We start from the raw sequence: 23,001 nt of genomic DNA, 5'->3' as shown, positions 1-23,001 counted from the left end.
CGTGATGGAGGTATTCTGGGCAAAAGGCTATGAGGGTGCACAGCTCAACGATCTCATCGCCGCGATCGGCATCACCCCCCCGAGTTTCTATGCCGCCTTTGGCTCTAAGGAAGCCGCCTTCCACGAAGCGGTTGATCTCTATCTTGCAACGGTCGGATCGGGACCGAAGCGCGTGCTGGAAGAGGCGGCGACGACAAAGCAGGGAATCCGTGCTGCGCTGGAAGACAGCATCGACGTGGCATTGTCGGCCAAGCCGGGGGGATGCCTTCTGATTCTCGGTGTCGTTAACTGCCTGCCAGAGAATGAGGCCGCACGCTCTCATCTTCTCAGCGCTCGCAGGAAGACGGTCGCAATGCTGCGCGTACGCCTCGAACGAGGCGTGCGCGACGGCGACCTTGCGAGCGATACTGACGTCAACGGTCTTGCCGCATTTTACCATGGAGTGATGCAGGCGATTTCCTTCCAGGCTCGTGATGGCGCTACGCGCGCGGAGTTGAAAGCATTGATAGAACCTGCACTGGCGGCGCTGCCTTTCATCAGGTGAGGTGCTTGCTGTCGCATCCGTCATGTGGAAGTGCCGCCGTCGATAACGATGTTCTGGCCGACTATGTAGAAAGCACTCTCGGACGCGAGCCAGAGAGCGGCAGCGGCAATTTCATCGGTCGCGGCGACCCGCTTGGAAGATTGCTGGCTGCCACGCGCGCGCCAAGGCACACCTAGACCGGCGCCACCGAGGATTGTTCCACCGGTTCACTGACCCATTTTGCCCCGGGGTGAACAGCGCAGATGCCTTTCGCTGTGAGGATTACCTAGGCTCCAGACCCATTGATTTCGGGCTGTTTGCGTGATTCAGGCTCTGCAAGGAGACCTGATTTATGAGCAACCTTTTCTGGCTGACTGACGCGCAGATGGAGCGTCTGAAACCCTATTTCCCGAAATCCCACGGCAAGCCACGCGTTGACGACCGGCGTGTGCTGAGCGGCATAATATTCATCAATCGTAATGGCTTGCGATGGTGCGACGCGCCGACGGACTACGGCCCCGCCAAGACGCTCTACAACCGCTGGAAGCGCTGGAGCGAGAACGGGACCTTCGCCCGGATCATGGTGGGCCTCGCCGCCGAGAGCGCCGAACACAATACGATCATGATCGACGCGACCTATCTGAAAGCGCACCGCACGGCCTCGAGCCTGCGGGTCAAAAAAGGGGGCGCGGGCGCCAGATCGGGCGAACGAAAGGCGGCATGAACACGAAACTGCACGCCGTCACCGACGCGAAGGGCCGGCCGATAGGGTTCTTCATGTCCGCCGGACAAGTCAGTGATTACACCGGGGCAGCGGCACTTCTGAACAGCCTGCCGGAGGCGGATTGGCTGCTGGCCGATCGGGGCTATGATGCCGACTGGTTCAGAGATGCCTTGAAAAACAAGGGGATAAAGGTTTGCATCCCGGGTCGGAAGTCGCGCAAGAAACCCGTCAAATACGACAAGCGGCGCTACAAACGCCGCAACCGCATCGAAATCATGTTCGGCCGACTCAAGGATTGGAGGCGCGTCGCCACCCGATACGACCGTTGCCCCGAGACCTTCTTCTCTGCAATCCTGCTCGCCGCGACCGTCATCTTCTGGTTATGATCAAGAACGAGTCCTGAGCCTAGGAATTGATCCGCGTACCGCGAGAGCACGTTTGAACAAAGCCAGAGATCGAAACAGGCGGTAGCGTAGCGGCGTTCGTTCAGCTTGGCGGGCGCTCCGGCGCTGATGGACAGCGCGCACAAACTCTTTACAGAATCCGCATTTTGTAAAGTGTAGGAGGCGGCTGGTTGAACGAAACCACTTGTCTCCTTGGCTTTCACGGAGCCGCCAAACCCATGTCCACGCGGCGAAATGTCAAAAGTGATGCCGATTTGGCCGCCGATGCGCATGAACGCGGGCGGGACTATCTCGGCTTGGCACAAATTGAACGGCTGCTTGCCGCCGCCAAGGCTGGCCGGCACGGCGTCCGCGATCACCTGCTGATCTTGATGATGTTCCGACACGGGCTGCGAGTTTCGGAAGCCATTGCCCTGCGTCGGTATCATGTCAATTTGGCGCAGTCCCGCCTTTGGGTTCCGCGACTGAAACGCGGCCTCAGCGTCGAGCATCCCATCGAGGGCGACGAGCTGCGGGTGATCCGACGTTGGTTGGGGCAACGCGACGACCGGTTGCCGTGGCTGTTTGTCTCCGAACGGCAGCAACCAATGACCCGGCAGGCGGTGAACTATCTGGTCGCTGCGGCCGGCATCCGTGCCGGCCTGGGACATATTCACCCGCACATGCTCCGACATTCCTGCGGCTTCGCCCTCGCCAATCGCGGCTATGACTTGCGACTGATCCAGGATTATCTCGGCCATCGTGATCCTCGGCATACAGCGCATTATACGCGAACGGCAGCGAGCAGGTTTGATGGATTATGGTGATCCCATCGAACCAAGTTTTCGGTAGAGAGGGCTTATTTTGTTGAAAAACTCGTGCTTGATTGAAGGGCATCTGGCTGATTCAATTCCTGCAATGGGTGGGAGGATTGGCGATGATGGGACCGCGGCAGGAGGCGCAGCCGGCGCTGTTTTACGAGTTCTCACTGGAGGATCATGTTCCTCAGGAGCATCTTCTTCGGTCCATTGATCGGTTTGTCGATCTCAGCAGCATCCGTGCGCATCTTTCGGATTTCTACAGCCACACCGGCCGGCCGTCTGTCGATCCCGAGTTGCTGATCCGGATGCTGCTGGTTGGCTATTGCTTCGGCATTCGTTCGGAGCGGCGCCTTTGCGAAGAGGTGCATCTGAATCTGGCCTATCGCTGGTTCTGCCGCCTGGATCTCAGCGACCGGGTTCCGGATCATTCGACGTTTTCGAAGAACCGGCACGGGCGGTTCCGCGACAGCGAGTTGCTGAGGCATCTGTTCGAGATGACCGTCACGCGCTGCATCGAGGAGGGGCTGGTCAGCGGGCAGCGGCTGGCGGTGGATGCCAGCCTGATCGAGGCGGATGCCAATAAGCAGAACTCGACAGCGAAGGAAGATTGGGATGCAACGCTGATAGACCCCTCGGATGCGCCCCGCGCCGTGCGCGAATACCTTGACACGTTGGACAAGGCCGCATTTGGCGCCGCCAGCGAGGTCCATCCGAAATTCACCTCACATTCCGACCCGGCCAGCCAATGGACGGCGGCGCGCAAAGGTCCGGCATTCTTCAGCTATTCCGACAATTACCTGATCGACACGGATCATGGCGTGATTGTCGATGTCGAGGCGACACGATCCATCCGGCAGGCCGAGGTCGGATCAACCAAAACCATGCTGAAGAGGGTGAAAGACAAGTTCGACCTGCATCCTGAACGCCTGATCGCGGATACCGCCTACGGCACCGGACCGATGTTGGGCTGGCTGGTCGACAGGGGCATTGCCCCGCATATCCCTGTCTTCGACAAGTCCGGGCGCAATGACGGCACCTGGACCCGGGCAGACTTCGAATGGGATGCAGAGAACGATCAATACATCTGCCCGGAAGGTCACAGGCTCAAACAGTTCCGCCGCAACTATTCGGACCCGAACCGCGGCCCGACTGGCAAGGGAACCGCCAAATACCGCGCACTGAAACTGACCTGCCAGTCCTGCCCATCGAAACAGAAGTGCTGCCCGAACGCCGATGCCAGATCAATCACCCGCGAGGAACACGAAGATGCGCGCCAGATCGCCCGGGACATCGCCAAGACCCGCCAATACGAAATCTCGATGAAGCTCCGCAAGAAGGTCGAGATGCTGTTTGCTCATCTGAAACGCATCCTCGGGCTGGGGCGCCTGCGGCTAAGGGGACCTTGCGGCGCGAACGACGAATTCCTCCTTGCCGCCACCGCCCAGAACCTCCGCAAACTCGCCAAGATCTTTCCTGCACCGCAGCATCCGCGAAAAGCCTGACACCAGAAAGGCTTGCACCCGAAGGAAACGGTCCAAAAGGCCCCCGATGGCAACGCGTTTTTCCACAGAATCGGCGGGAAGCGGAAGTTCGCTGCGGACGCACCAGCCAACGCTTGTATCGACCGAAGCAGACGTTGGCACACAGCGCGACTTCACATACAAGGGCTTTATGCGCCTTATGCTAGGCACCTAATGCCATTAATCTGACCTCATACTTGCACCGAAATATTCTAGAGACGCAAAAGCGTGAGCACCCTGACAGATATTGAAAAAAGGTATTTGGAACGATTGCTGGATATGGGCGGTGGATATGTCTTGGACTTCTCCGACAACACCTACGGCGAGTTCTTTAACAAGCATCGGATCAACATCCACGGAAGCAAGTACCAAACCTACGGCACTTCCAAAGCAAAGAAGATGCGCGCGTTTGGGGAGCAAGAACCGGACCCGATAGTTGGAAAGGTCCTGTTAGAGATGTTGGACTCCTATGTCACGAATTGCGAACTTGGCGGGGCTGAGATCGACAAGCCGGTCCTTGAAAAAGGCCGAGCCGCTGTTGATCGGCTGCTCGGCAAGAAAGCGAAGACAGCCAGCGCGCCCACCGAGAGCAGTTTCCTCGACACCGAATTCACCATCCCGAATATTAGCAAGCTGCCTATCGATGCGCCTGTTGTGCCGGTCATCGAGAAACGTCTGACGGAAGCCCGAGTTGCCTTGAAGGCAGGGGCGAACCTGTCAGTGATCTTCCTCTGTGGAAGCGTCTTGGAAGCCGTGCTACTGGGTGCAGCCCAAAAGCATCCGGCAAAGTTCAACAATTCTAAGGCCAGCCCGACAAACAGCGCTGGCAGCGTGAAAAAGTTTCATGAGTGGAGCTTGGCACAGTTCATCGATGTTGCTTGTGACCTCGGTGTGCTCAAACCTGATATCAAAAAGTTCGGACACGGTCTTCGAGATTTCCGAAATTACATCCACCCTTATCAGCAGCTTGTGTCTGGGTTTACCCCGGATCAGCACACAGCCAAGGTCTGCTTTCAGGTCCTGAAAGCTGCCCTAGCCGACGTGGCAGGGGAGCGCTGACAATGGATAGCTCTTACACTGCATTTCACTTCTGGTCTGGGCATCGAAAGCACCTGATCGATGAGCATAACTTTTTCGTGTCGCAGGCCCGCCAGAGACTATTCGCGCAGTTCGAAGACGAGGAAATGAAGAACGCTGCTGATGCGCATGCAGAGGCAACGTGGGAGGCTATGGGGCGGCATTTTGACCCAGAACGCCACGATCCCGGAGACTTTGCAGAACAGGCCTATGAAGCTGGCACAGACCTGTACTTGAGCCTTTGTGACATGCGAGAGCAGGTTCTCTTCGCAATGCTGGTGTCGATCTTTCATCGTTGGGAAAAAGAGCTTCGTGACTGGTTAGTCCGAGAGATTCGGCACTGGATGCGGGACGAAACAGCATTTCGCCGTGTCTGGTCTTCCAGCTTTGTTGAGATACTAAATTTGTTGAAAGACATCGGCTTGGACGTTCGATCAAAGCCATATTTCAAGGCGCTGGATGGGTGTCGTCTTGTGGTCAATGTCCACAAGCACGGCGACGGCAAGTCTCTGGACGACTTGAAGAGACAGTATCCTGAACTGATCGCGTCCGAAGACGAGATAACAGAAAATGGTGGGGCTGCATTGTCTTGGAAAGATCATTCCAACCTTCACATTTCCGCAGAACAGTTTGAGGCTGTGTCTGATGCCATCGTCCAATTCTGGAACGATGTGCCTGAATGCATCACCTTAGGTGAGATAAAAAAGCTGCCCAAATGGCTGCTTGATGCGGCGCCGAGCATTAGCGTCAAATGACAATCTATCGACGATGTGGAGCGTAAGCTCCAGCTTTTGCAACATCGGAAGAACCAAGCAAATTCGGCAATGGGAATGGCGCATAAGTCCTGTGCGCATTCAGGCGTCCGTTTCGGGGAAGCTGCGGCGCAGCAACGCGGATCTCGGCTGAGGTCGGCTCAGGGCCGCCTAGCCCGATGTGACGCCATACCGCATTGTCTCGCGAAAGACGGAAAAGCTGCGCGCAGCAAGTCGGCGGTTAGGATAGTAGAGGTGATAACCGGGTCCATAGGCGCACCACTCTTCCATCACGGCGATCAAAGCTCCGCTTTCAAGATGCGGTGCGGCAAGGTCTTCGGGCAGATAGGCCAGCCCGGCGCCGTCGATAGCTGATTGCAGGATCGGCAGGACGCTGTTGAAAGCAAGCTGGCCCTCGACGCGGACGTTGATCTCCTTTCCCTCTTTCTCGAAGGCCCATGGAAAGAAAGAGCCCGCTGTCATCGAACGCAAGTTGATGCAAGGCAGCGTGGTCAAATCCTGAGGTTGCTCGGGCCGGGGATGGCGCTCAAAGTATGACGGCGCGCCGACCACGAGGAAGCGGAAGTCCGGGCCGATCCGCATGGCGATCATGTCCTTGCTGACGGCATCGCCCAGACGAACCCCAGCGTCGAAGCTGTCCTCGATGATGTCGGTAAAGCCGTAATCAATCGAGAACTCGACCTCAATTTCCGGGTATTGGTCCAGAAAGCCCTGTAGTTTGGGGCGGAAGATCGTCTCGATCACATAGTCATTGCAGGTGATGCGCAGCTTGCCGCCCGGACGGTCGCGCAGATCGCCGAGATTGCCAAGTTCGATATCGATCTGCTCGAACAGCGGCCCGACCGACTGGATCAACTGATCGCCCGCCTCGGTCGGCGCGACGTTGCGGGTGGTGCGGTTCAGAAGCCGGATTCCGAGCCGGTCCTCCAGATTGCGCACGGCGTGGCTCAGCGCCGAGGGCGTCATCCCCAGCCGGGCAGCCGCTTTCGTGAAGCTGCGCTCCTGCGCCACAGCGAGGAAGGAGGAGATATCGCTGTGCGGACCCGATGGCATTGCTGAATTATTCTCACAGGTTCATGAAAGACAAGGCGGCTAATCACTATAATGCTTTCGGCCTACCTTCCTGCCAACCGAAATCGACATGCGAAGGAGCAAGAGATGCGGAAAGTCGTGTTGAATGAATTTGGCGGCCCGGAAAATCTGGTCGTGGAAACGGCCGATGATCTGAAGGCGGGACCGGGCGAGGTTCTGATCGACGTGGAAGCCGCCGGGGTCAACTTTCTGGACGTGACGCAGCGCAGCGGGGCCTCGGCCGTCCACAAGGTCGGGCTGCCGCTGGTTCCGGGCCTCGAAGGCGTCGGACGGGTGCGTGAGTTGGGCGTCGGCGTCGGCGAGACCGATGGGCTCAAGGTCGGATCGCGCGTGGCCTGGATGGACGGGCGCGGGTCCTATGCAAGCCAGGTGGTTATCTCACCCGACCGTATCGTGTCGGTGCCCGATGACTTCACGCTCAGCCAAGGGCTGATCTTTCAGGCGCTGACTGCGCATTACCTCGTCCATGAATATCGCAATGTGAAGCCGGGCGACCGGGCTCTGGTCCATGCCGCATCGGGCGGCGTCGGGCAGTTGCTGGTTCAGTGGCTGAAGCATTTTGGCGCCTGGGTCGTGGGCACCGTCTCGACCAAGGAGAAGGCGGAAGCCGTCCGGGCGCTCGGGGCCGATGAGGTGGTCGTCTATGGCCGCGATTATGACTTCAAGGATCAGGTGCTGGCGCTGACCGATGGTGAAGGCGTCGATCTGGCCTTTGACGGGCTGGGCGCAAAGACGCTTATGAATACAATCGGATCGCTGCGTCGCGGCGGCACGGTCGTCGCCATCGGCGCGGCCTCCGGTCCGATCCCCGCGATTGAACCGACCGTGCTGACACCCAAGGCGCTGCGTCTCGCAGGTGGGTCCGTCTTCAGCTTTGTCGCCGACCCGGCCGAACTGCGCAAGCGCGCCGCCGACGTCGTGACGGGCATTCAGGAAGGTTGGCTGCAACTGGAAAACGCCACCGAATATCCGCTGGACGGCGCAGCAGATGCCCATGCCGATCTGGAGAACCGGCGTGCCAAGGGCAAGCTGTATCTGAAGCCCTGATTTATCAGTCCCTCGTCAACCGGGGGACCAGATCCACCCCCAACGTTAGGAAACAGAGATGAAATCCAACACTATGTTTGCCGCCGCACTGGCGCTGGCCCCATTCATCGGGACCACAGCCATTGCGCAAAATGAAACAGCAGCAGCCGAAGAACGCACCGATGCTCAGGCCATACAGGCTATCCATGAAGAATGGGCGGAACTGATCGCTGAAAAGGACAGCGCGGCAATTGGCGCGCTCTATGCCGAAGACGCCGTGCTGATGGCACAGGGCGAGGTCGCCGTAGAAGGCGCTGACGCCATCGAAGACCGCTGGGCGCGTCAGCTTACGCTGGACAGCTTCGATTTCAGCCTGACGCCGCAGCAGCTGGTAGTCTCATCCTCGGGCGATCTCGCCCATGATCGCGGCAGCTATGATTTTGCGGTCACCCTGCCGCAGGGCGAAATCACCGATACCGGCAAATATGTCCTCATCTGGCAGAAAATCGACGGCGACTGGAAGGTCATTGCCGACATCTTCAACAGCGATCCCGCCAAAGCGGCCGAGTGATCTGGAAAGGAAAGCCATCATGAATAACCTCTCAGGAAAAACCGCCCTCGTCACCGGCGCCGGCACCGGCATCGGACGCGGCATCGCATTGCGGCTGGCCGAAGAAGGCGCAGACGTCGTCATTATCGGCCGCACCGAAGCGACCTTGCAGGAAGCGGCCGCCCAGCACGAGCGAATCTCGCATATGGTCGCCGATATCGGGCGGTCTGAAGATCTGGAACGTGTGATCAGCGATATCGAAGACGGCTATGGCAAGCTCGACATTCTGGTGAACAATGCCGGCGTCGCGCCGGTCACGCCCTTCACCGATCTGGACATGGCCGAGTTCGACAATGTGTTCAAATCTAATGTTCGGGGCCTGGTGGAACTGACCCACCGGGCGCTGCCGCTGCTGAAGGAAACCAGGGGCAATGTCATCAACATCTCGACCTCGATCGTCGATAAGCCGATGGCAAATATGGGCACCTATGCGGCCAGCAAGGCGGCGGTGAACATGTTCACCCGCGTCTGGGCCAAGGAACTGGCCGCCGATGGCGTCCGCGTGAATTCCGTGGGGGTCGGCCCGATCGAAACCCCGATCTACGAAAAGACCGCGCTGTCGGAGGAAGAGGCGCAGCAGCATGTCGACCGCGTCAGGACAATCGTCCCACTCGGCCGCTTCGGCACCGTGGATGAGGTCGCCCAGGTCGTCCTGTTTCTCGCATCCGACGCCGCAAGCTATGTCACCGGCGCCGACTATGCCGTCGACGGAGGGTTCGCCGCTTAAGGCGAGCCCGCAAACCCGCAAATTTGGAGAAAGTCATGAGGAAAGCACCCGTCACCACACTTAATAACGGCGTGGAAATGCCGCTGCTGGGATTTGGCGTCTATCAGATGGACGATCCCGCAGAATGCGAAGCGGCCGTGGCCGAAGCCCTGCGCGTCGGCTACCGGCTGATCGATACGGCCGCCGCCTATGAGAACGAGCATGCTGTCGGTCGCGCTATCGCACAAAGCGGCATCCCCCGCGACGAGATTTTCGTTACGACCAAACTCTGGGTTCAGGATGCCGGCTACGACGCCACCAAGGCCGCGTTTCAGCGCTCGATCGATCGCCTGCAACTGGATTATCTGGACCTCTACCTGATCCATCAGCCCTATAGCGACGTGCACGGCTCGTGGCGCGCCATGGAGGACCTGTATTACGCGGAAAAGATCCGCGCCATCGGTATCAGCAATTTCCAGCCTGATCGCGTCATGGACATCATGTCGTTCAATCGCATCACGCCTGCGGTGAACCAGATCGAAACCCATCCCTTCCATCAGCGCGTCGAGGAGGAGAAATTCCTGATCGAGAACGGCGTACAGATGCAATCCTGGGGGCCATTTGCCGAGGGGCGCAACAACCTGTTCAGCAATATCACCCTGAAAGAGATTGCCGAGGCACGTGACCGGACGGTCGCGCAGGTGGTCCTGAAATGGCTGCTGCAGCGCAATATAGTCGCCATCCCGAAATCCGTGCGCCCCGGCCGCATTGCCGAAAATTTCGCCAGTTTCGGCTTCGATCTGAGCGATGAGGAGATGGCGACCATCGCCACGATCGACACCGGCGAAAGCGCCTTTATCGATCACCGCGATCCCGAAGCCGTCAAGGGGATCGCCGCATGGAAATTCGATACCTGAGGAGCATGTGAGATGACAAGCAATCCCATGATCAGATTGAACGACGGCGCGGAAATGCCCACTATCGGCTTCGGCGTGCTGTTCAGCAGCGGCAATGAGACCATCGAAATGGTGAAGACCGCGATTGGTTCAGGCTATCGCCTGATCGACACGGCCGCTGCCTACCGTAATGAAGAGCAGGTCGGCGAAGCGATCCGGCAGAGCGGGATCGACCGTTCGGAGCTATTCGTAACAACGAAGCTGTTTCTTGCCGATTACGGCTACGACGAGGCGATGCGCGGCTTCGATACCAGCATGGAAAAGCTGGGGCTGGATTATCTAGACCTCTATCTTCTGCATTGGCCGGTGCCGCGCAACTTCGATGCGACGCTGGCATCGTGGCGCGCACTGGAGGACTTGCAGGCTGCGGGGCGCATTCGGTCCATCGGCGTTTGCAATTTCAACCCTGATCACCTCGACAATCTCATCGTGCAAAGCCGCGTGGTTCCAGCCGTCAATCAGGTCGAGCTCAATCCCTATTTCACGCAGGCCGACGTTCGGGTCGCGAATGTGCGCCACGGCATCGTCACGCAAGCCTGGTCGCCCATCGGTGGGGTCAATCGCTATTGGGCGGAAAACCCCGAAGCACCGCGCGATCCGCTGTCCGATCAAGTCGTTACCAAGCTTGCAGCGAAATATCGTAAAACACCTGCGCAGATCATCCTGCGGTGGCATGTGCAGCACGGCAACTCAGCCATCCCGAAATCGAGCAATCCCGAACGGATCCGGCAGAATATCGATATCTTCGACTTTCGACTGACCCGGTCGGAAATGTCGGCCCTTGATGTCCTCGATACCGGATTACGCGGCGGCCCCGATCCTGAGGTGAACGATCTGAAAGCCATCCGGAACAGAACCGCAAAATAACACGGAAGGCGCGATGCAGATGCATCGCGCCCCATGCACGTCACAATCATATAATCATAGCATACGATACTACAGCATTGCGCATATGGTCAAAAGGCTAGTTCGGGCCGTCCCTGAAGACGGCCCGCGCCCCTTTAGATTTCGATACTTTCTGCGATAGCGAGTGCATCCTCGAGTTCGACGCCCAGATATCGTACCGTGCTGTCCATCTTCGTGTGCCCGAGCAACAGTTGAACCGCACGCAAGTTGCCTGTCTTCTTGTAGATCTGTGTTACCTTCGTCCGCCGCATCGAGTGGGTTCCGTAGGCTGTGGCCTCAAGCCCGATCGATGTGACCCAGTCGCGGACGATCCGCGCGTATTGTCGGGTCGAAATGTGCAGCCGTTCGTGAAACCGCCCGGGCCAGAGATATTCGGAACCGACCATCAGCGGCTCTTCCATCCACCGTTCGACCGAAGCCCTTGTTCCTTCGGTGATCTCAAACCGGACGGGCTTCTGGGTCTTGCTTTGCAAAATCGATGCCCGCTCCTTGACGTGGCCCGATGCGTAGATATCTGCCACCTTCAGGCTCACCAGGTCGCACCCCCTGAGCTTGCTGTCGATCGCAAGGTTGAACAGCGCCAGGTCGCGATAATTTTCAGCCAACTCCAGACGGACACGGATGGCCCAGACATGCTTTGGTTTGAGGGGACGCTTCTGGCCGACGAGGCGGCCTTTGTTCCATGCTGGGCGAAGCGCGCGAATGGCGGGAAGGTTTGGGGTGGGTTCCATGACTAATCCTCCGATCCCGCCACAAGCCACCGCATCGTCAGTCTGCCGACATCCAAACATATCACAGAACGCGATATTGAATAATACCTGAAACTGGTATATCTGAAGGGTAGGAGGCTGGACATGGCAAAGAATACCTCAATGTCCCTTGGCGACCATTTCGCGGGGTTTATCGAATCGCAGGTCAGCAACGGTCGTTACGGGTCTGCAAGCGAAGTCGTGCGCGCCGGGTTGCGGCTCCTCGAAGAGCAGGAGGCCAAGGTGCAGGCCTTGAAAGACGCCCTGATTGCTGGAGAAAATTCCGGCGTTCCGCGCCCCCTTGATCGGGATGCCTTTCAGGCCCGGATGCGTCAAAAGCACCAATCCTGATGACGTCATCCTATTTGCTTACGCCACTGGCGGAAACGGATCTCGAAGAGATCTGGCTTTACACAGCACGTCGCTGGTCGCCAGAGCAAGCCGAGATTTACACCAATGACATCATTGATGCATGCGAGGATCTCGTAAGCGGAAGGAAGTCAGGGCGCCCGGTTGCCATTCGTGACGGATATTTCAAAACAATGGCAGGCCGACACATCATCTACTTCCAGCGCAGGGCAGAAACTCTGCTAGTCGTCCGCATTCTTCACCAGAGAATGGACATCAAGAGTCACCTATAGCCAGAACGAATGTCGGCTTCGGTGAAGCCGCACCGCAGCGCAAAGCTGTCTTCGCAACGTCCGCTCCGGGCCGTCCTTGCTTGCGCTCCCCTTCCAATCGCGAAGAAATATCCCGCATCCACGCCTCAAGACCGTTTGATCCAAACGGCATCCCGACCTATCTTCCCGACATGCCACAAAAGATGACATCCTTCCCGCTTCAAACCGCCCGCGTTCACGAGGCCTGCGGACCTCTTTCGGGCAGTCTGGCGGCGGTGATGGCTGCGCAGGCGGGTGATGTGCTCTGGCTGCGCGAGGATTGGCAGCAGCAGGCCATCAGCCCCTCGGGGCTTGCCGGATATATCGATCTGTCCCAGCCTCTGGTCGCGCAAACGACCGACCAGACCGAAACCCTGGCCGTTGCGGAAGACGGGCTGCGCGATGGGAATGTTCCGCTGGTGGTGATGGAGCTGACCGCGCCGCTGGGGCTGACCGCCGGGCGCAGGCTGCAACTGGCGGCGAAGGCGGGCAACAGCATCGGGCTTTGCCTGATCCGCGACGGCATGGGCAGCCCGGCGGCGGAAACGCGGTGGCATTGCGGCGCGCTGCCCGATCCTGACAGCGCACCAGAGGACTCGACTCTGCAACGATGGGCGCTTATCAAGAACAAATCAGGAACATTAGGCGTCTGGCATGTTCGATGGAGCCAATCGGCGCGTCGTCTCATTGTGGTTTCCAAGGCTCGCGAGTGACCGGGCCTTACGCGTGCGTCCGGTCGACGGGCCTTTCGCGCTGACGCTGAAGCAGGACAACACCAACCGCATTCATTGCCTGAATGCCGTAGCCGAGCGGCAGGGGTTGTATCGCGGCATGGTGTTTTCCGATGCCCGCGCCTTCTGCCCCGATCTGCAAAGCAAGCCTGCGCAGCCCGAGGTGGACCGGCGCTTTCTGGGCAGCCTGCGCCGCTGGGCCGTGCGGTACTGCCCCTGGGTCGGGATCGAGGGGGAGGACGGGCTGGTGATGGATATCACCGGCTCAGCCCATCTTGCGGGGGGCGAGGCCGCGATGCTGTGCGATCTGCGCCAGCGGCTGGGGCGGATCGGGCTGACGGTGCAGATCGGACTGGGCGATACGCGCGGCGCGGCCTGGGCGCTGGCCCATCATGGCGAAGGGGTGGCACCGCCGGGCGAGGCGCTGGCCGCGCTTGGCCCGCTGCCGGTGGCGGGTTTGCGGCTGGAACCTGTGATCGCCGCGGCGCTGCAACGGCTGGGCCTGCGGACCATCGCGCATCTGGCCAAGGCGCCGCGCGCCCCTCTGGCGCGGCGTTTCGGGCCAGAACTGCTGATGCGGCTGGATCAGGCGCTTGGGACGCAGCCCGAACAGATTTCCCCGCAGGCCGAGCCGCCGCATTACGCCGTCCGCATGAGCCTGCCCGAACCCATCGGGCTTGAGGCAGACGTGATGGCCGGGACGGAGCGCTTGCTGATCCGCCTCTGCGACAAGCTGAAACAGCAGCAGACCGGAGCGCGGGTGCTGTGCCTGACCCTGCGCCGCATCGACAGCCAGGCGCAGCATGTCGAATTGCGGCTGGCGCGGCCCTTGCGCGATCCTGCCCGCATCCTGCCTCTTTTCGCCCGTGGCATCGGCGAGGCGGATGCCGGTTTCGGCATCGACCAGCTTCGGCTGGAGGCCACGCAGGTCGAGGTGCTGCCCAGCGAACAGATGGGTCCCGCCGGGCCGGACAGGCAGGACCGTCTGGCTGACCTGATCACCCGCATCGGCGCGCGGATCGGGCTGGAAAACGTCCAGCGCTTCCTGCCCGCCGACAGCCATATCCCGGAACGCAGCGTCATCATCGCGCCTGCCGCTTATTCCAAACCGGAGCCTTTCCCGGCAAACCCTCGCCCCCGCCCGCTGATCATGTTCCCGCCGGAGGCGATCCCCGCCACCGGCCCCCGCCCGCCGCAGCATTTCCGCTGGCGGCGGATGCGGCTGACGACCATGCGCGCGACCGGCCCTGAACGGATCATGCCCGAATGGTGGCTGGACGATGACAACTGGCGCAGCGGCATGCGCGATTACTGGCGGGTGGAAACCACTGAGGGCCGGCGGTTGTGGATGTTTTACACGCCGCAAAATCCCGGCTGGTTCGTGCAGGGGGTGTTTCCGTGATCGAGATGAACCGGGAACATCGTGCGGCGCAGGAATTGCGCCATGAGGCTTTATCCTTAAATGCAAGCGGCTATGCCGAGCTTTGCGTCACCACGAATTTCACCTTCCTGACCGGCGCCTCGCATCCCGAGGAATTCGTGACCCGCGCGGCCGAGCTTGGCCTGACGGCCATCGCCATCACCGACCGCAATTCGCTGGCGGGTGTGGTGCGGGCGTATTCGGCGCTGAAGATTCTTGCGGAAAAGGCGGAAGAGGCGATCCGCATCCGTTCGCAGCATCGCATCGACAGTTGCTCGCGGCAGGAAATCGGCAGGCCCGAGGATATCGCCCGGCCGGATATGCCGCATATCCCGAAACTCATCATCGGTTGTCGGCTGGTGCTGCGCGACAGCAAGGTGGAATTTCTGGCGCTGCCCACGGATATCGCGGCCTACAGGCGCCTGACGCGCCTGCTGACCCTGGGCAAGAGGCGGGCAGGAAAGGCGGAATGTCACCTCGATCTTGGCGATATGCTGGACCACTGCACCGGCATGATCCTGATCGCCCTGCCATCCGGGGATATGGCGGCCTCTGCCAGCGACATCCAGCGGGTCCAGCGCCGCTTTCCAAGGCATGTCTTTCTGGGGGCCGCGCCGCGCTATGACGGCACGGATCAGGCCCATCTGGATGCCTGCGCCGGGCTGGCGCTGCGCTGTGCCACGCCCATGGTCGCCGTGGGCGATGTGCTGATGCACCGCGCCGCCCGCCGCCCGCTGGCCGATGTTCTGACCTGCATGCGTCTGGGCTGTACCATCGACAATATCGGCAGGAATGCGCTGCTGAATGCCGAACGGCGGCTGAAAGGCCATGCGGATATGGAGCGGGTCTTTTACCGCTATCCGGCGGCCCTGCGCCGCACGCTGGAGATCGCCGCACGGTGCAGCTTTTCCCTTGGCGAACTCAGTTACCAATACCCCGATGAGATCGCCGAGGGCGGCGAGACGCCGATGGACCGGCTGACCCGGCTGGCCCATGAAGGCATGCGCCGACGCTATCCCGATGGCCCGCCCGAACGGGCGAGTGCGCTGATGGCCAAGGAACTGGCCGTGATCGCAGAGCTTGATTACCCCGCCTATTTCCTGACCGTCCACGACATCGTGCAATATGCACGCTCTCAGGGGATTTTGTGTCAGGGGCGCGGCTCGGCGGCGAATTCGATCCTGTGCTACCTGCTGGGCATCACCGATGTCAGCCCCGATCTGATCGGCATGGTCTTCGAACGCTTCGTCTCGCGCCACCGAGGCGAGCCACCCGATATCGATGTCGATTTCGAACATGAGCGCCGCGAAGAGGTGATCCAGTGGATTTATGAAAAATACACCCGCGAACGCGCCGGGCTTTGCGCGACTGTGATTCATTTCCGGTCCCGCGCTGCGATCCGTGAGGTCGGCAAGGTGATGGGCCTCAGCCAGGATGTGACGGCGGGGCTGTCCGGCTCGATTTGGGGCTATTCCAGCGATGGCCCGGATATGGACAGGGTGCGCGAGCTTGGCCTGAACCCCGACGACCGCCGCCTGTCCCAGACCCTGCATCTGATCGGGCAACTGATCGGTTTCCCGCGCCACCTGTCGCAGCATGTCGGCGGCTTTGTCATCACCAAGGGCCGTCTGGATGAGCTTTGCCCGATCGAAAACGCCGCGATGGAGGATCGCACCGTCATCGAATGGGACAAGGACGATATCGACGCGCTTGGGATTTTGAAGGTCGATGTGCTGGGGCTTGGCATGCTGACCTGCATCCGCAAGGCGTTCGGCCTTTTGCAGGACCATGAGGGACAATCCCTGACGCTGGCCACCGTCCCGCCCGCAGACGAAGATACATACAAGATGCTGCAAGTGGCCGATGCGGTCGGGGTCTTTCAGGTCGAAAGTCGGGCGCAGATGAATTTCCTGCCCCGCATGAAGCCAAAGGAATTCTATGATCTGGTGATCGAGGTCGCCATCGTCCGCCCCGGCCCGATTCAGGGCGGCATGGTCCAGCCCTATCTGAAACGCCGTCAGGGGCTGGAGGAAGCGGAACCCTTTGGCCCGGAACTGGAAGAGGTCACCAAACGTACCCTTGGTGTGCCGCTGTTTCAGGAACAGGCCCTGCAGATCGCTGTGGTCGGCGCGGGCTATACGGCGGAAGAGGCCGATCAGCTGCGTCGCGCGCTGGCCTCGTTCCGGCGCATGGGCACGATTGGCGAGCATAAGGAGAAATTCATCAACGGCATGCTGGCCCGCGGTTACAACCCCGACATTGCCGAACGCTGTTTCAGCCAGATCGAGGGTTTTGCCGATTACGGTTTCCCCGAAAGCCACGCGGCGGCCTTCGCGCTGCTGGTCTATGTCTCGGCATGGCTGAAGCGGCACCATCCGGCGGTGTTTGCCTGTGCGCTGCTGAACTCCCAGCCAATGGGGTTCTACGCCCCCGCCCAGATCGTCCGCGATGCGCGTGAGCACCATGTCGAGGTCCGTCCCATCTGCGTCAATCACAGCGCATGGGACAACACGCTGGAACGCCGCAGCGATGGCGCACTGGCTCTGCGGCTGGGTTTTCGTCAGATCAAGGGCTTCAGGAAAGACGATGCCGAATGGATCGCCGCTGCGCGTGGCAATGGCTATCCCGACCCGGAATCCCTGTGGCTGCGTGCCGGGATTGCGCCCGAAACGCTGGAACGCCTGGCCGAGGCCGACAGCTTTTCCAGCATGGGCCTGACCCGCCGCGACGCGCTGTGGCAGGTCCGCGCGATCCGCGGGCAGGAACCGCTGCCGCTGTTCAACGACCCCATCGACGGCGAGGCGATCCGCGAGCCTGCGGTCACCCTGCCCGCCATGCATCTGGGCGAAGAGGTGGTCGAGGATTACGTCGCCACCCGCCTGACCCTGCGCGCCCACCCGATGGAGATCCTGCGCCCCTCGATGCCCGGCCTGACCCGGCATGACGATCTGAAGGACGCGCCTTTGCGCCGCACCACCGTCTGCGGCCTCGTCATCACCCGCCAGCGCCCCGGCACTGCTTCGGGCGTGATCTTCCTGACGCTGGAGGATGAAACCGGCGTCAGCAATGTCGTGGTCTGGAACAAGGTCTTCAAATCCTTCCGCCGCGAGGTCATGGGCGGACGGCTTCTGCGCGTGACCGGCAAGCTGCAACGCGAAGGCATCGTGGTCCACCTGATCGCCGAACGGATCGAGGATGTATCCTGCCGCCTGAACGATTTCGGCCACCCCATGCAGGACGCCATCGGCCAGATGGACGCCAGAGCCGACAACGCCCCCCGCCCCCTGCCAATGCCCCGCGCCATGCACCCCCGCGATCAGGCAAAACTACTGTTTCCGAGCCGGGATTTTCATTGAAGGGGAGGGGCTGATTTGCGGGCGAATATGGCTAAGAGAGCAGCGCTTCTGCCAATTGATAAGAACCAGATATTGCGCGAATCGTTGCGATCATGATCAACATCAACCTCTGGCTCAGGCGCAATCTCGCGCAAAGCGCAGTTAAGGTCGAGGTTCGGCTGATGATCCAAAGCTCGGGTTTTGGCGGTGGATGTCACTGGTGCACCGAGGCTGTGTTTCAGTCGCTTCGCGGTGTCATGGACGTCAAGCAGGGCTTTATCGCCTCAAGCCCACCGCATGACAGCTTTTCCGAGGCTGTGGCGGTGACGTGGGATCCGGCCTTGATCACCTTTGACGACCTGATTGCGGTGCATCTGGCTACACATTCCAGTACCTCTCACCATAAGATGCGAGGAAAGTACCGCAGTGCCATCTATGTTCACGACGCCGTTGACGGCGGGGCGGTGCGCCGGATCATCGACCTGATCGCGCAGCAAACCGACAGCGACATCGTGACCAAGGTGTTGTCGTTTGAAGCATTCAAACCATCGGACGCACGGTTCAAGAACTACTACATTCGCAACCGCAACGGTCCGTTCTGCGAGGCCTATATCGAGCCGAAACTGGCACTGCTGCGGCAGCGGTTCGCCAGCCTTCAGTTGGAGGCTTCGACCGACGCATAATTTTGAATGGCCGGTTCGGGCAATCTGCGCCGCAGCATCGCCGATGACATGGAAGGCAGCTCAAGGCCGTCCTTGCATAGTAGAGGCTCTGGAATCGGGAACAGCGATGCTGCGCCGACGAAATGCTGGTCAGAGCCCATTTAGCAAGTGCTGCGGCGCGTTTGAGTGGAAGCTTCATGCTGGCAATCAGTCAACTTGGCTCGCGATAATTTTCGTGATGAATAAGCAGCGACTTCATCATCCTCAAGAACTCGGCGCGCTCATCTTGGGTCAGCGGCGCGAGCAGAATATCCTGCGCCTCGGCCACGAGCTTGTCGAGGCTTTTCAACTCGGAACGCCCCTGTTCCGTCATCTCGACGCGTTTATTGCGCCGGTCGGATGGATCGGGTCGTCGAATGACAAGGCCCTCGGCTTCGAGTTTGTTAAGCATGGCGACAAGGTCTCCTCTGTCCTGACCGGTGCGCTGTGAAAGAACGCTTTGACTGGCTGCTCCCTCGTCAGCGAGCCCGGCGAGAATGCCATACTTATTCCGCTCGAAGGCAGATCCGATCCGGTCGCCCAAAACGCGACGCCCGGTTCCTGCGAGGTGATTGAGCAGCCACGTGGGCCGGTCCCATAAACGCCGCGTCGGCGCGGCACCCTGCATTGACAGCTTCATAGGAAGACATTAATGGATATTCCAATCGTTGGCAATCCAATGAAATGGTGAATTTCACGCAAGTTACGTTTGTCAAACATACGGAGGCGTTTATGAACCCGGTAGAGACAGTCAGGATCGGCAACCGCGAGGTGCGCCGGATCGGCTTTGGGGCGATGCGTTTGTCAACAAAGCCGGAAGATCGAAGGCAATCGATAGCGGTCGCCCAACTTGCGCTTGAATGTGTCGATCTTATCGACACAGCTTTCATGTATGGGTGGGGGGCGAACGAAGAGTTGTTGGCCGAGGCTCTGCGCCCATACCCCGAGCGGCTGCTTCTAGCGACGAAGATCGGGATCGTTCAACCAAGGCCCGGTGACTGGGCGGTGTGCGGTCGGCCCGACGTTCTGAAGGAACAGACAGATGCCGCACTGCGCCGATTGCAGGTGGATACCATCGATCTTCTGCAATTGCACCGCATCGACCCGGAGGTCCCACTAGCAGATCAGGTCGGGCAGCTTGGCGAGCTGATGCAGCAAGGAAAAGTTCGCAGTGTAGGATTGTCGGAAATCACCCGGGAACAACTCGTTGAGGCTTCGAAAAATGTTGAAATTGCCAGCGTCCAGAACCGTTACAGCGTGTTCGATCGAGCCGCTGAGCCGGTCCTTTTGGAATGCGAGGCGCGTGGCATAGCCTTTCTTCCCTGGCAGCCGATCTCGCCGAAGGAGGGGGATGCAACCACGGAAACTGTTGATCAGATCGCCAGAGAGAAATCCGCAACCCGGCCACAGATTGCGCTCGCATGGCTTTTGCACAAATCGCCCACCATCGCTCCAATCCCCGGAACAGCGAACCTGAGCCATCTTGAAGAGAATGTGGCGGCCGTGTCGATCAGGCTGGACGAGCATGAGTTCCTTCGGCTCTCAGCGATTTAGTGGCCTTTCCGCCTTGTTTGAAATGGTTCGGAAGTTTCTATCTCAAACAAGGCGGCCATTTGCGAAACCTCATATTGCGTCCGCAAAGTCCCGCGTTGCGTGAATTTGCCCGTTCCTCCGCTTTGTAGGTGCAGCGAATGCCCGGAACGGCGGACCGCAATGCGGTATCTTGGCGCGTCGCCGAGGTCAGCTCTGGGCCGTCCTTGCCCGGACCGAACAAACTCCGCCGTCATTTTGACCTTTCAGGTACTCGCCACCGACAGTTCAGGCGCAAGCGGTAATCTTCCGGCAAAATAGGTCAGCTTCGCTGCCGCAAAGGGAGCATAGTGACAATTGAGGAAGAATATCGTGGCAATCCACAACAAGCGGGAAAATGGTCGGAGCGAGAGGATTCGAACCTCCGACCCCCTGCTCCCGAAGCAGGTGCGCTACCAGGCTGCGCTACGCTCCGACCGTAGGAGGGGCAGGTAACGCGCGGAGGGCGGGAATGCAAGAGGGTCCGGCCCAGAAACCTCCCTCAGTAATGCGAATTGCCGCGTGGAGACAGGATCCGTTGCAGCAAGCTGGATCTCGGGGCGGTAACGGTCTCGGTGCGCAGTCTTGATGCGATGACAGGGCGGGTGGAATCGCTGCCGCGGGTGCGCTCGCGCCAGACGATATAGATGCCCGAGACTATGATCACGCCTGCACCGATCATGGTGCGCAGGTCCAGAGCCTCTCCGAAGATGAACCAGCCATAGATCGTCGCCCAGATGATCTGCGAATACTGCATCGGGGCGACAATCGCAGCCTCTCCGATGCGGTAGGCGAGGATGGAGAGGAAGCCGCCGGTCAGACCGAGCACCGCGATCATACCCGCCATTGCCAGATGCGGAAGCTGCATGGGTACATAGTCGAAGCCGAGGCTGGTGCCGGTCAGCACAAGATTGCCCAGCATCGGCCACATCAGCAGCACCAAAGGACGTTCAGTCCCACCGATTTTTCGTGTGATCACAGCGGCGGTGGCGCTGCAGAACGCGCCCATCAGCGCCGCCAGATGACCGAGGGAAAGCGCCTGCCCGGCTCCGGGACGCAGCACGATCAGCACACCGCACAGACCAAGCGTTACGGCCAGCCAGCGATGGATTCCGACACGCTCTCCGAGGATCGGGATGGACAGGAGGGTGATCAGAAGCGGGGCCGAAAACAGGATTGCATAGACCTGCGCCAGCGGCAGAACCGAGAACGCATAGAACCCTCCGACCCCCGCCATCATCGCGCAGAAAGAGCGCAGGGCGACCCAGCCGGGACGGTGCGGGCGGAGCGTGCCGGGCATCTTTTCCTGCAGAAGGATCAGCGAGACCAGCGGGAAGGACAGCAGGGACGAAAAGAACAGAACCTGCAGGGAAGGGTAATACGCGCCGAGCAGCTTGATGATGACATCATGCGTCGCGAAGACGCCCATCGACATCAGGGCGAAACCTATCGCTTTCAGGTTGCCCGGCGCAGCCACTCAGATCTCGGCCAGTGCGGCGACGATGCGGTCGCCCATTTCTGAGGTCGAGACCGGCTTGCCGCCTTCGGGTCCCATCAGATCGGCCGTCCGGACACCATCGGCCAGCACTTTTTCGACGGCTGCTTCCAGATCGTCGGAAGCCTGCCCCTCGCCAAAGGAATAGCGCAGCGCCATCGCGAAGCTGAGAATACAGGCGATCGGGTTGGCCTTGCCCTCCCCCGCAATATCCGGCGCGGAACCGTGCACAGGCTCATACAACGCCTTGGGCCGTCCGTTTTCCATCGGTGCGCCGAGGCTTGCTGAAGGCAGCATCCCAAGGCTGCCGGTCAGCATTGCGGCAAGATCGGACAGCAGGTCTCCGAACAGGTTGTCGGTGACGATGACGTCGAACTGACCGGGTTTGCGGGTCAATTGCATGGCACCGGCATCGGCATACATATGGGACAGCTCGACATCGGGATATTCATTGTCATGGACCCACTGGACCTCCTCGCGCCAGAGGATGCCCGATTCCATAACATTCGCCTTCTCCATTGAGCAGACGCGATTGCCGCGCTTGCGTGCCAGTTCGAAGGCAGAGCGGGCGACGCGGCGGATTTCGCCGGATGTATAGCGCTGCGTATTGATCCCGACGCGGCCACCTTCGTTTTCGGGATTATTGCCGTCATCGTGAATGCCGCGCGGTTCGCCGAAATACACGCCCGAGGTCAGCTCGCGCACGATCAGAATATCCAGCCCCGCCACGATATCGCGCTTCAGCGAGGAAAAATCGGCAAGCGCATCGAAGCACTGCGCAGGGCGAAGATTGGCGTAAAGATCCATCTCCTTGCGCAGACGCAGCAAACCGCGTTCGGGTTTCACGCTGAAATCGAGATTATCGTATTTCGGGCCGCCAACAGCACCCAGCAGGACCGCATCGACCTGCTGTGCCTTCGCCATCGTCTCATCGGTCAGAGGCGTGCCATGCGCGTCATAGGAACAACCGCCGACAAGCCCTTCGGAAAGATCGAAGCGCATGCCGCGATGTGACTGCATCCAGTCGATGACCTTGCGGACCTCGGTCATGACTTCGGGACCGATCCCGTCTCCGGGCAGGATAAGAAGCGAATAATCGGACATGGTTTCCTCGTGCTGACAGGCCTGAAAGCTGGCCTAGCGCCGTGCCGCCTCATGGTCAAGTTCACGCTGAATTGGGTTGCGATTAAGTGCGGCTTCGGGATTCTCTGAGGGTCGATATTCG

Annotated in this window: 24 protein-coding genes and 1 tRNA gene; 18 read left to right on the top strand and 7 right to left on the bottom strand. The window is 59.9% G+C overall.

The window, feature by feature from the left end; genetic code table 11:
- The first annotated feature begins 4 nt into the window (after positions 1 to 4).
- Positions 5 to 544: a TetR/AcrR family transcriptional regulator gene (locus tag PAE61_RS02180; RefSeq protein WP_271113800.1), complete on the top strand. Its 540-nt coding sequence runs from the start codon at positions 5 to 7 to the stop codon at positions 542 to 544.
- A gap of 20 nt (positions 545 to 564) precedes the next feature.
- Here PAE61_RS02180 and PAE61_RS17570 read toward each other — a convergent pair whose 3' ends face one another.
- Positions 565 to 714, bottom strand: coding sequence for an SDR family oxidoreductase (locus tag PAE61_RS17570; RefSeq protein ID WP_353620372.1), 150 nt, complete (start codon positions 712 to 714; stop codon positions 565 to 567).
- 161 nt (positions 715 to 875) lie between these two features.
- Here PAE61_RS17570 and PAE61_RS02175 point away from each other — a divergent pair.
- From PAE61_RS02175 to PAE61_RS02155, 5 genes are all read left to right on the top strand, one after another.
- A protein-coding gene (locus PAE61_RS02175) for an IS5 family transposase (RefSeq protein WP_271112274.1) occupies positions 876 to 1,633 on the top strand; the annotation gives its coding sequence in 2 pieces (ribosomal slippage) (positions 876 to 1,212 and positions 1,212 to 1,633; 759 coding nt in all).
- 188 nt (positions 1,634 to 1,821) lie between these two features.
- Positions 1,822 to 2,457, top strand: a complete 636-nt coding sequence (locus PAE61_RS02170; RefSeq protein ID WP_271113799.1) for a tyrosine-type recombinase/integrase — start codon at positions 1,822 to 1,824, stop codon at positions 2,455 to 2,457.
- A gap of 110 nt (positions 2,458 to 2,567) precedes the next feature.
- Positions 2,568 to 3,953 carry an IS1182 family transposase gene (locus tag PAE61_RS02165; protein WP_271113075.1) on the top strand — a complete coding sequence of 462 codons (1,386 nt, stop codon included), beginning with the start codon at positions 2,568 to 2,570 and terminating at the stop codon, positions 3,951 to 3,953.
- A gap of 246 nt (positions 3,954 to 4,199) precedes the next feature.
- Positions 4,200 to 5,030, top strand: a complete 831-nt coding sequence (locus PAE61_RS02160) for a hypothetical protein (RefSeq protein ID WP_271113798.1) — start codon at positions 4,200 to 4,202, stop codon at positions 5,028 to 5,030.
- Between the two features lie 2 nt (positions 5,031 to 5,032).
- Positions 5,033 to 5,803, top strand: a complete 771-nt coding sequence (locus PAE61_RS02155; RefSeq protein ID WP_271113797.1) for a hypothetical protein — start codon at positions 5,033 to 5,035, stop codon at positions 5,801 to 5,803.
- Positions 5,804 to 5,971: 168 nt separating this feature from the next.
- Here PAE61_RS02155 and PAE61_RS02150 read toward each other — a convergent pair whose 3' ends face one another.
- Positions 5,972 to 6,874: a LysR family transcriptional regulator gene (locus tag PAE61_RS02150; protein WP_271113796.1), complete on the bottom strand. Its 903-nt coding sequence runs from the start codon at positions 6,872 to 6,874 to the stop codon at positions 5,972 to 5,974.
- Positions 6,875 to 6,979: 105 nt separating this feature from the next.
- On the opposite strand from PAE61_RS02150, the gene PAE61_RS02145 reads away from it, so the two are divergent.
- Genes PAE61_RS02145 through PAE61_RS02125 form a run of 5 tightly spaced genes read left to right on the top strand, consistent with a single transcriptional unit; the run spans position 6,980 to position 11,078 of the window.
- On the top strand, positions 6,980 to 7,960 hold the full coding sequence (locus PAE61_RS02145; protein WP_271113795.1) for a quinone oxidoreductase family protein: 981 nt from the start codon (positions 6,980 to 6,982) through the stop codon (positions 7,958 to 7,960).
- Positions 7,961 to 8,018: 58 nt separating this feature from the next.
- Positions 8,019 to 8,510: a YybH family protein gene (locus tag PAE61_RS02140; protein ID WP_271113794.1), complete on the top strand. Its 492-nt coding sequence runs from the start codon at positions 8,019 to 8,021 to the stop codon at positions 8,508 to 8,510.
- A 19-nt stretch (positions 8,511 to 8,529) separates the two neighbouring features.
- Positions 8,530 to 9,276, top strand: a complete 747-nt coding sequence (locus PAE61_RS02135) for an SDR family NAD(P)-dependent oxidoreductase (RefSeq protein ID WP_271113793.1) — start codon at positions 8,530 to 8,532, stop codon at positions 9,274 to 9,276.
- A 35-nt stretch (positions 9,277 to 9,311) separates the two neighbouring features.
- On the top strand, positions 9,312 to 10,172 hold the full coding sequence (locus PAE61_RS02130; protein WP_271113792.1) for an aldo/keto reductase: 861 nt from the start codon (positions 9,312 to 9,314) through the stop codon (positions 10,170 to 10,172).
- A 12-nt stretch (positions 10,173 to 10,184) separates the two neighbouring features.
- Positions 10,185 to 11,078, top strand: coding sequence for an aldo/keto reductase (locus tag PAE61_RS02125; RefSeq protein ID WP_271113791.1), 894 nt, complete (start codon positions 10,185 to 10,187; stop codon positions 11,076 to 11,078).
- 134 nt (positions 11,079 to 11,212) lie between these two features.
- Here the strand turns inward: PAE61_RS02125 and PAE61_RS02120 are convergent, their stop codons facing one another.
- On the bottom strand, positions 11,213 to 11,848 hold the full coding sequence (locus PAE61_RS02120) for a tyrosine-type recombinase/integrase (protein WP_271113790.1): 636 nt from the start codon (positions 11,846 to 11,848) through the stop codon (positions 11,213 to 11,215).
- Between the two features lie 123 nt (positions 11,849 to 11,971).
- On the opposite strand from PAE61_RS02120, the gene PAE61_RS02115 reads away from it, so the two are divergent.
- From PAE61_RS02115 to PAE61_RS02090, 6 genes are all read left to right on the top strand, one after another.
- Positions 11,972 to 12,217, top strand: a complete 246-nt coding sequence (locus tag PAE61_RS02115; RefSeq protein WP_271113789.1) for a type II toxin-antitoxin system ParD family antitoxin — start codon at positions 11,972 to 11,974, stop codon at positions 12,215 to 12,217.
- A complete protein-coding gene (locus tag PAE61_RS02110; protein ID WP_271113788.1) occupies positions 12,217 to 12,507 on the top strand; it encodes a type II toxin-antitoxin system RelE/ParE family toxin in 291 nt (96 codons plus the stop codon). Before PAE61_RS02115 ends, PAE61_RS02110 begins: the two co-directional genes overlap by 1 nt.
- 182 nt (positions 12,508 to 12,689) lie before the next feature.
- Positions 12,690 to 13,238 (top strand): hypothetical protein, encoded by a 549-nt coding sequence (locus PAE61_RS02105; RefSeq protein ID WP_271113787.1) that lies wholly within the window; start codon positions 12,690 to 12,692, stop codon positions 13,236 to 13,238.
- On the top strand, positions 13,180 to 14,658 hold the full coding sequence (locus PAE61_RS02100) for a Y-family DNA polymerase (RefSeq protein WP_271113786.1): 1,479 nt from the start codon (positions 13,180 to 13,182) through the stop codon (positions 14,656 to 14,658). Before PAE61_RS02105 ends, PAE61_RS02100 begins: the two co-directional genes overlap by 59 nt.
- Positions 14,659 to 14,663: 5 nt before the next feature.
- Positions 14,664 to 18,032, top strand: coding sequence for an error-prone DNA polymerase (locus PAE61_RS02095; RefSeq protein WP_434803119.1), 3,369 nt, complete (start codon positions 14,664 to 14,666; stop codon positions 18,030 to 18,032).
- Between the two features lie 92 nt (positions 18,033 to 18,124).
- On the top strand, positions 18,125 to 18,694 hold the full coding sequence (locus PAE61_RS02090; RefSeq protein WP_271113784.1) for a peptide-methionine (S)-S-oxide reductase: 570 nt from the start codon (positions 18,125 to 18,127) through the stop codon (positions 18,692 to 18,694).
- Positions 18,695 to 18,884: 190 nt separating this feature from the next.
- Here PAE61_RS02090 and PAE61_RS02085 read toward each other — a convergent pair whose 3' ends face one another.
- Entirely contained in the window at positions 18,885 to 19,340 is a 456-nt protein-coding gene (locus tag PAE61_RS02085; protein ID WP_271113783.1) for a MarR family winged helix-turn-helix transcriptional regulator, read from the bottom strand.
- Between the two features lie 104 nt (positions 19,341 to 19,444).
- Between PAE61_RS02085 and PAE61_RS02080 the strand changes: the two genes are divergently transcribed.
- Entirely contained in the window at positions 19,445 to 20,266 is an 822-nt protein-coding gene (locus PAE61_RS02080) for an aldo/keto reductase (RefSeq protein ID WP_271113782.1), read from the top strand.
- A gap of 374 nt (positions 20,267 to 20,640) precedes the next feature.
- On the opposite strand, the gene PAE61_RS02075 is transcribed toward PAE61_RS02080, so the two are convergent.
- The 3 genes from PAE61_RS02075 to leuB form a co-directional block, all read right to left on the bottom strand.
- A tRNA-Pro gene (locus PAE61_RS02075) sits at positions 20,641 to 20,717 on the bottom strand.
- 66 nt (positions 20,718 to 20,783) lie between these two features.
- The gene (locus tag PAE61_RS02070; protein ID WP_271113781.1) at positions 20,784 to 21,758 is read right to left on the bottom strand and encodes a DMT family transporter; all 975 of its coding nucleotides are present in this window, start codon (positions 21,756 to 21,758) and stop codon (positions 20,784 to 20,786) included.
- The gene (gene leuB / locus PAE61_RS02065; RefSeq protein WP_271113780.1) at positions 21,759 to 22,880 is read right to left on the bottom strand and encodes a 3-isopropylmalate dehydrogenase; all 1,122 of its coding nucleotides are present in this window, start codon (positions 22,878 to 22,880) and stop codon (positions 21,759 to 21,761) included.
- Positions 22,881 to 23,001 lie beyond the last annotated feature (121 nt).

The sequence above is a fragment of the Paracoccus aerodenitrificans genome, assembly GCF_027913215.1.
GTDB lineage: Bacteria > Pseudomonadota > Alphaproteobacteria > Rhodobacterales > Rhodobacteraceae > Paracoccus > Paracoccus aerodenitrificans.
This window is presented reverse-complemented; position numbering and strand designations above follow the sequence as displayed.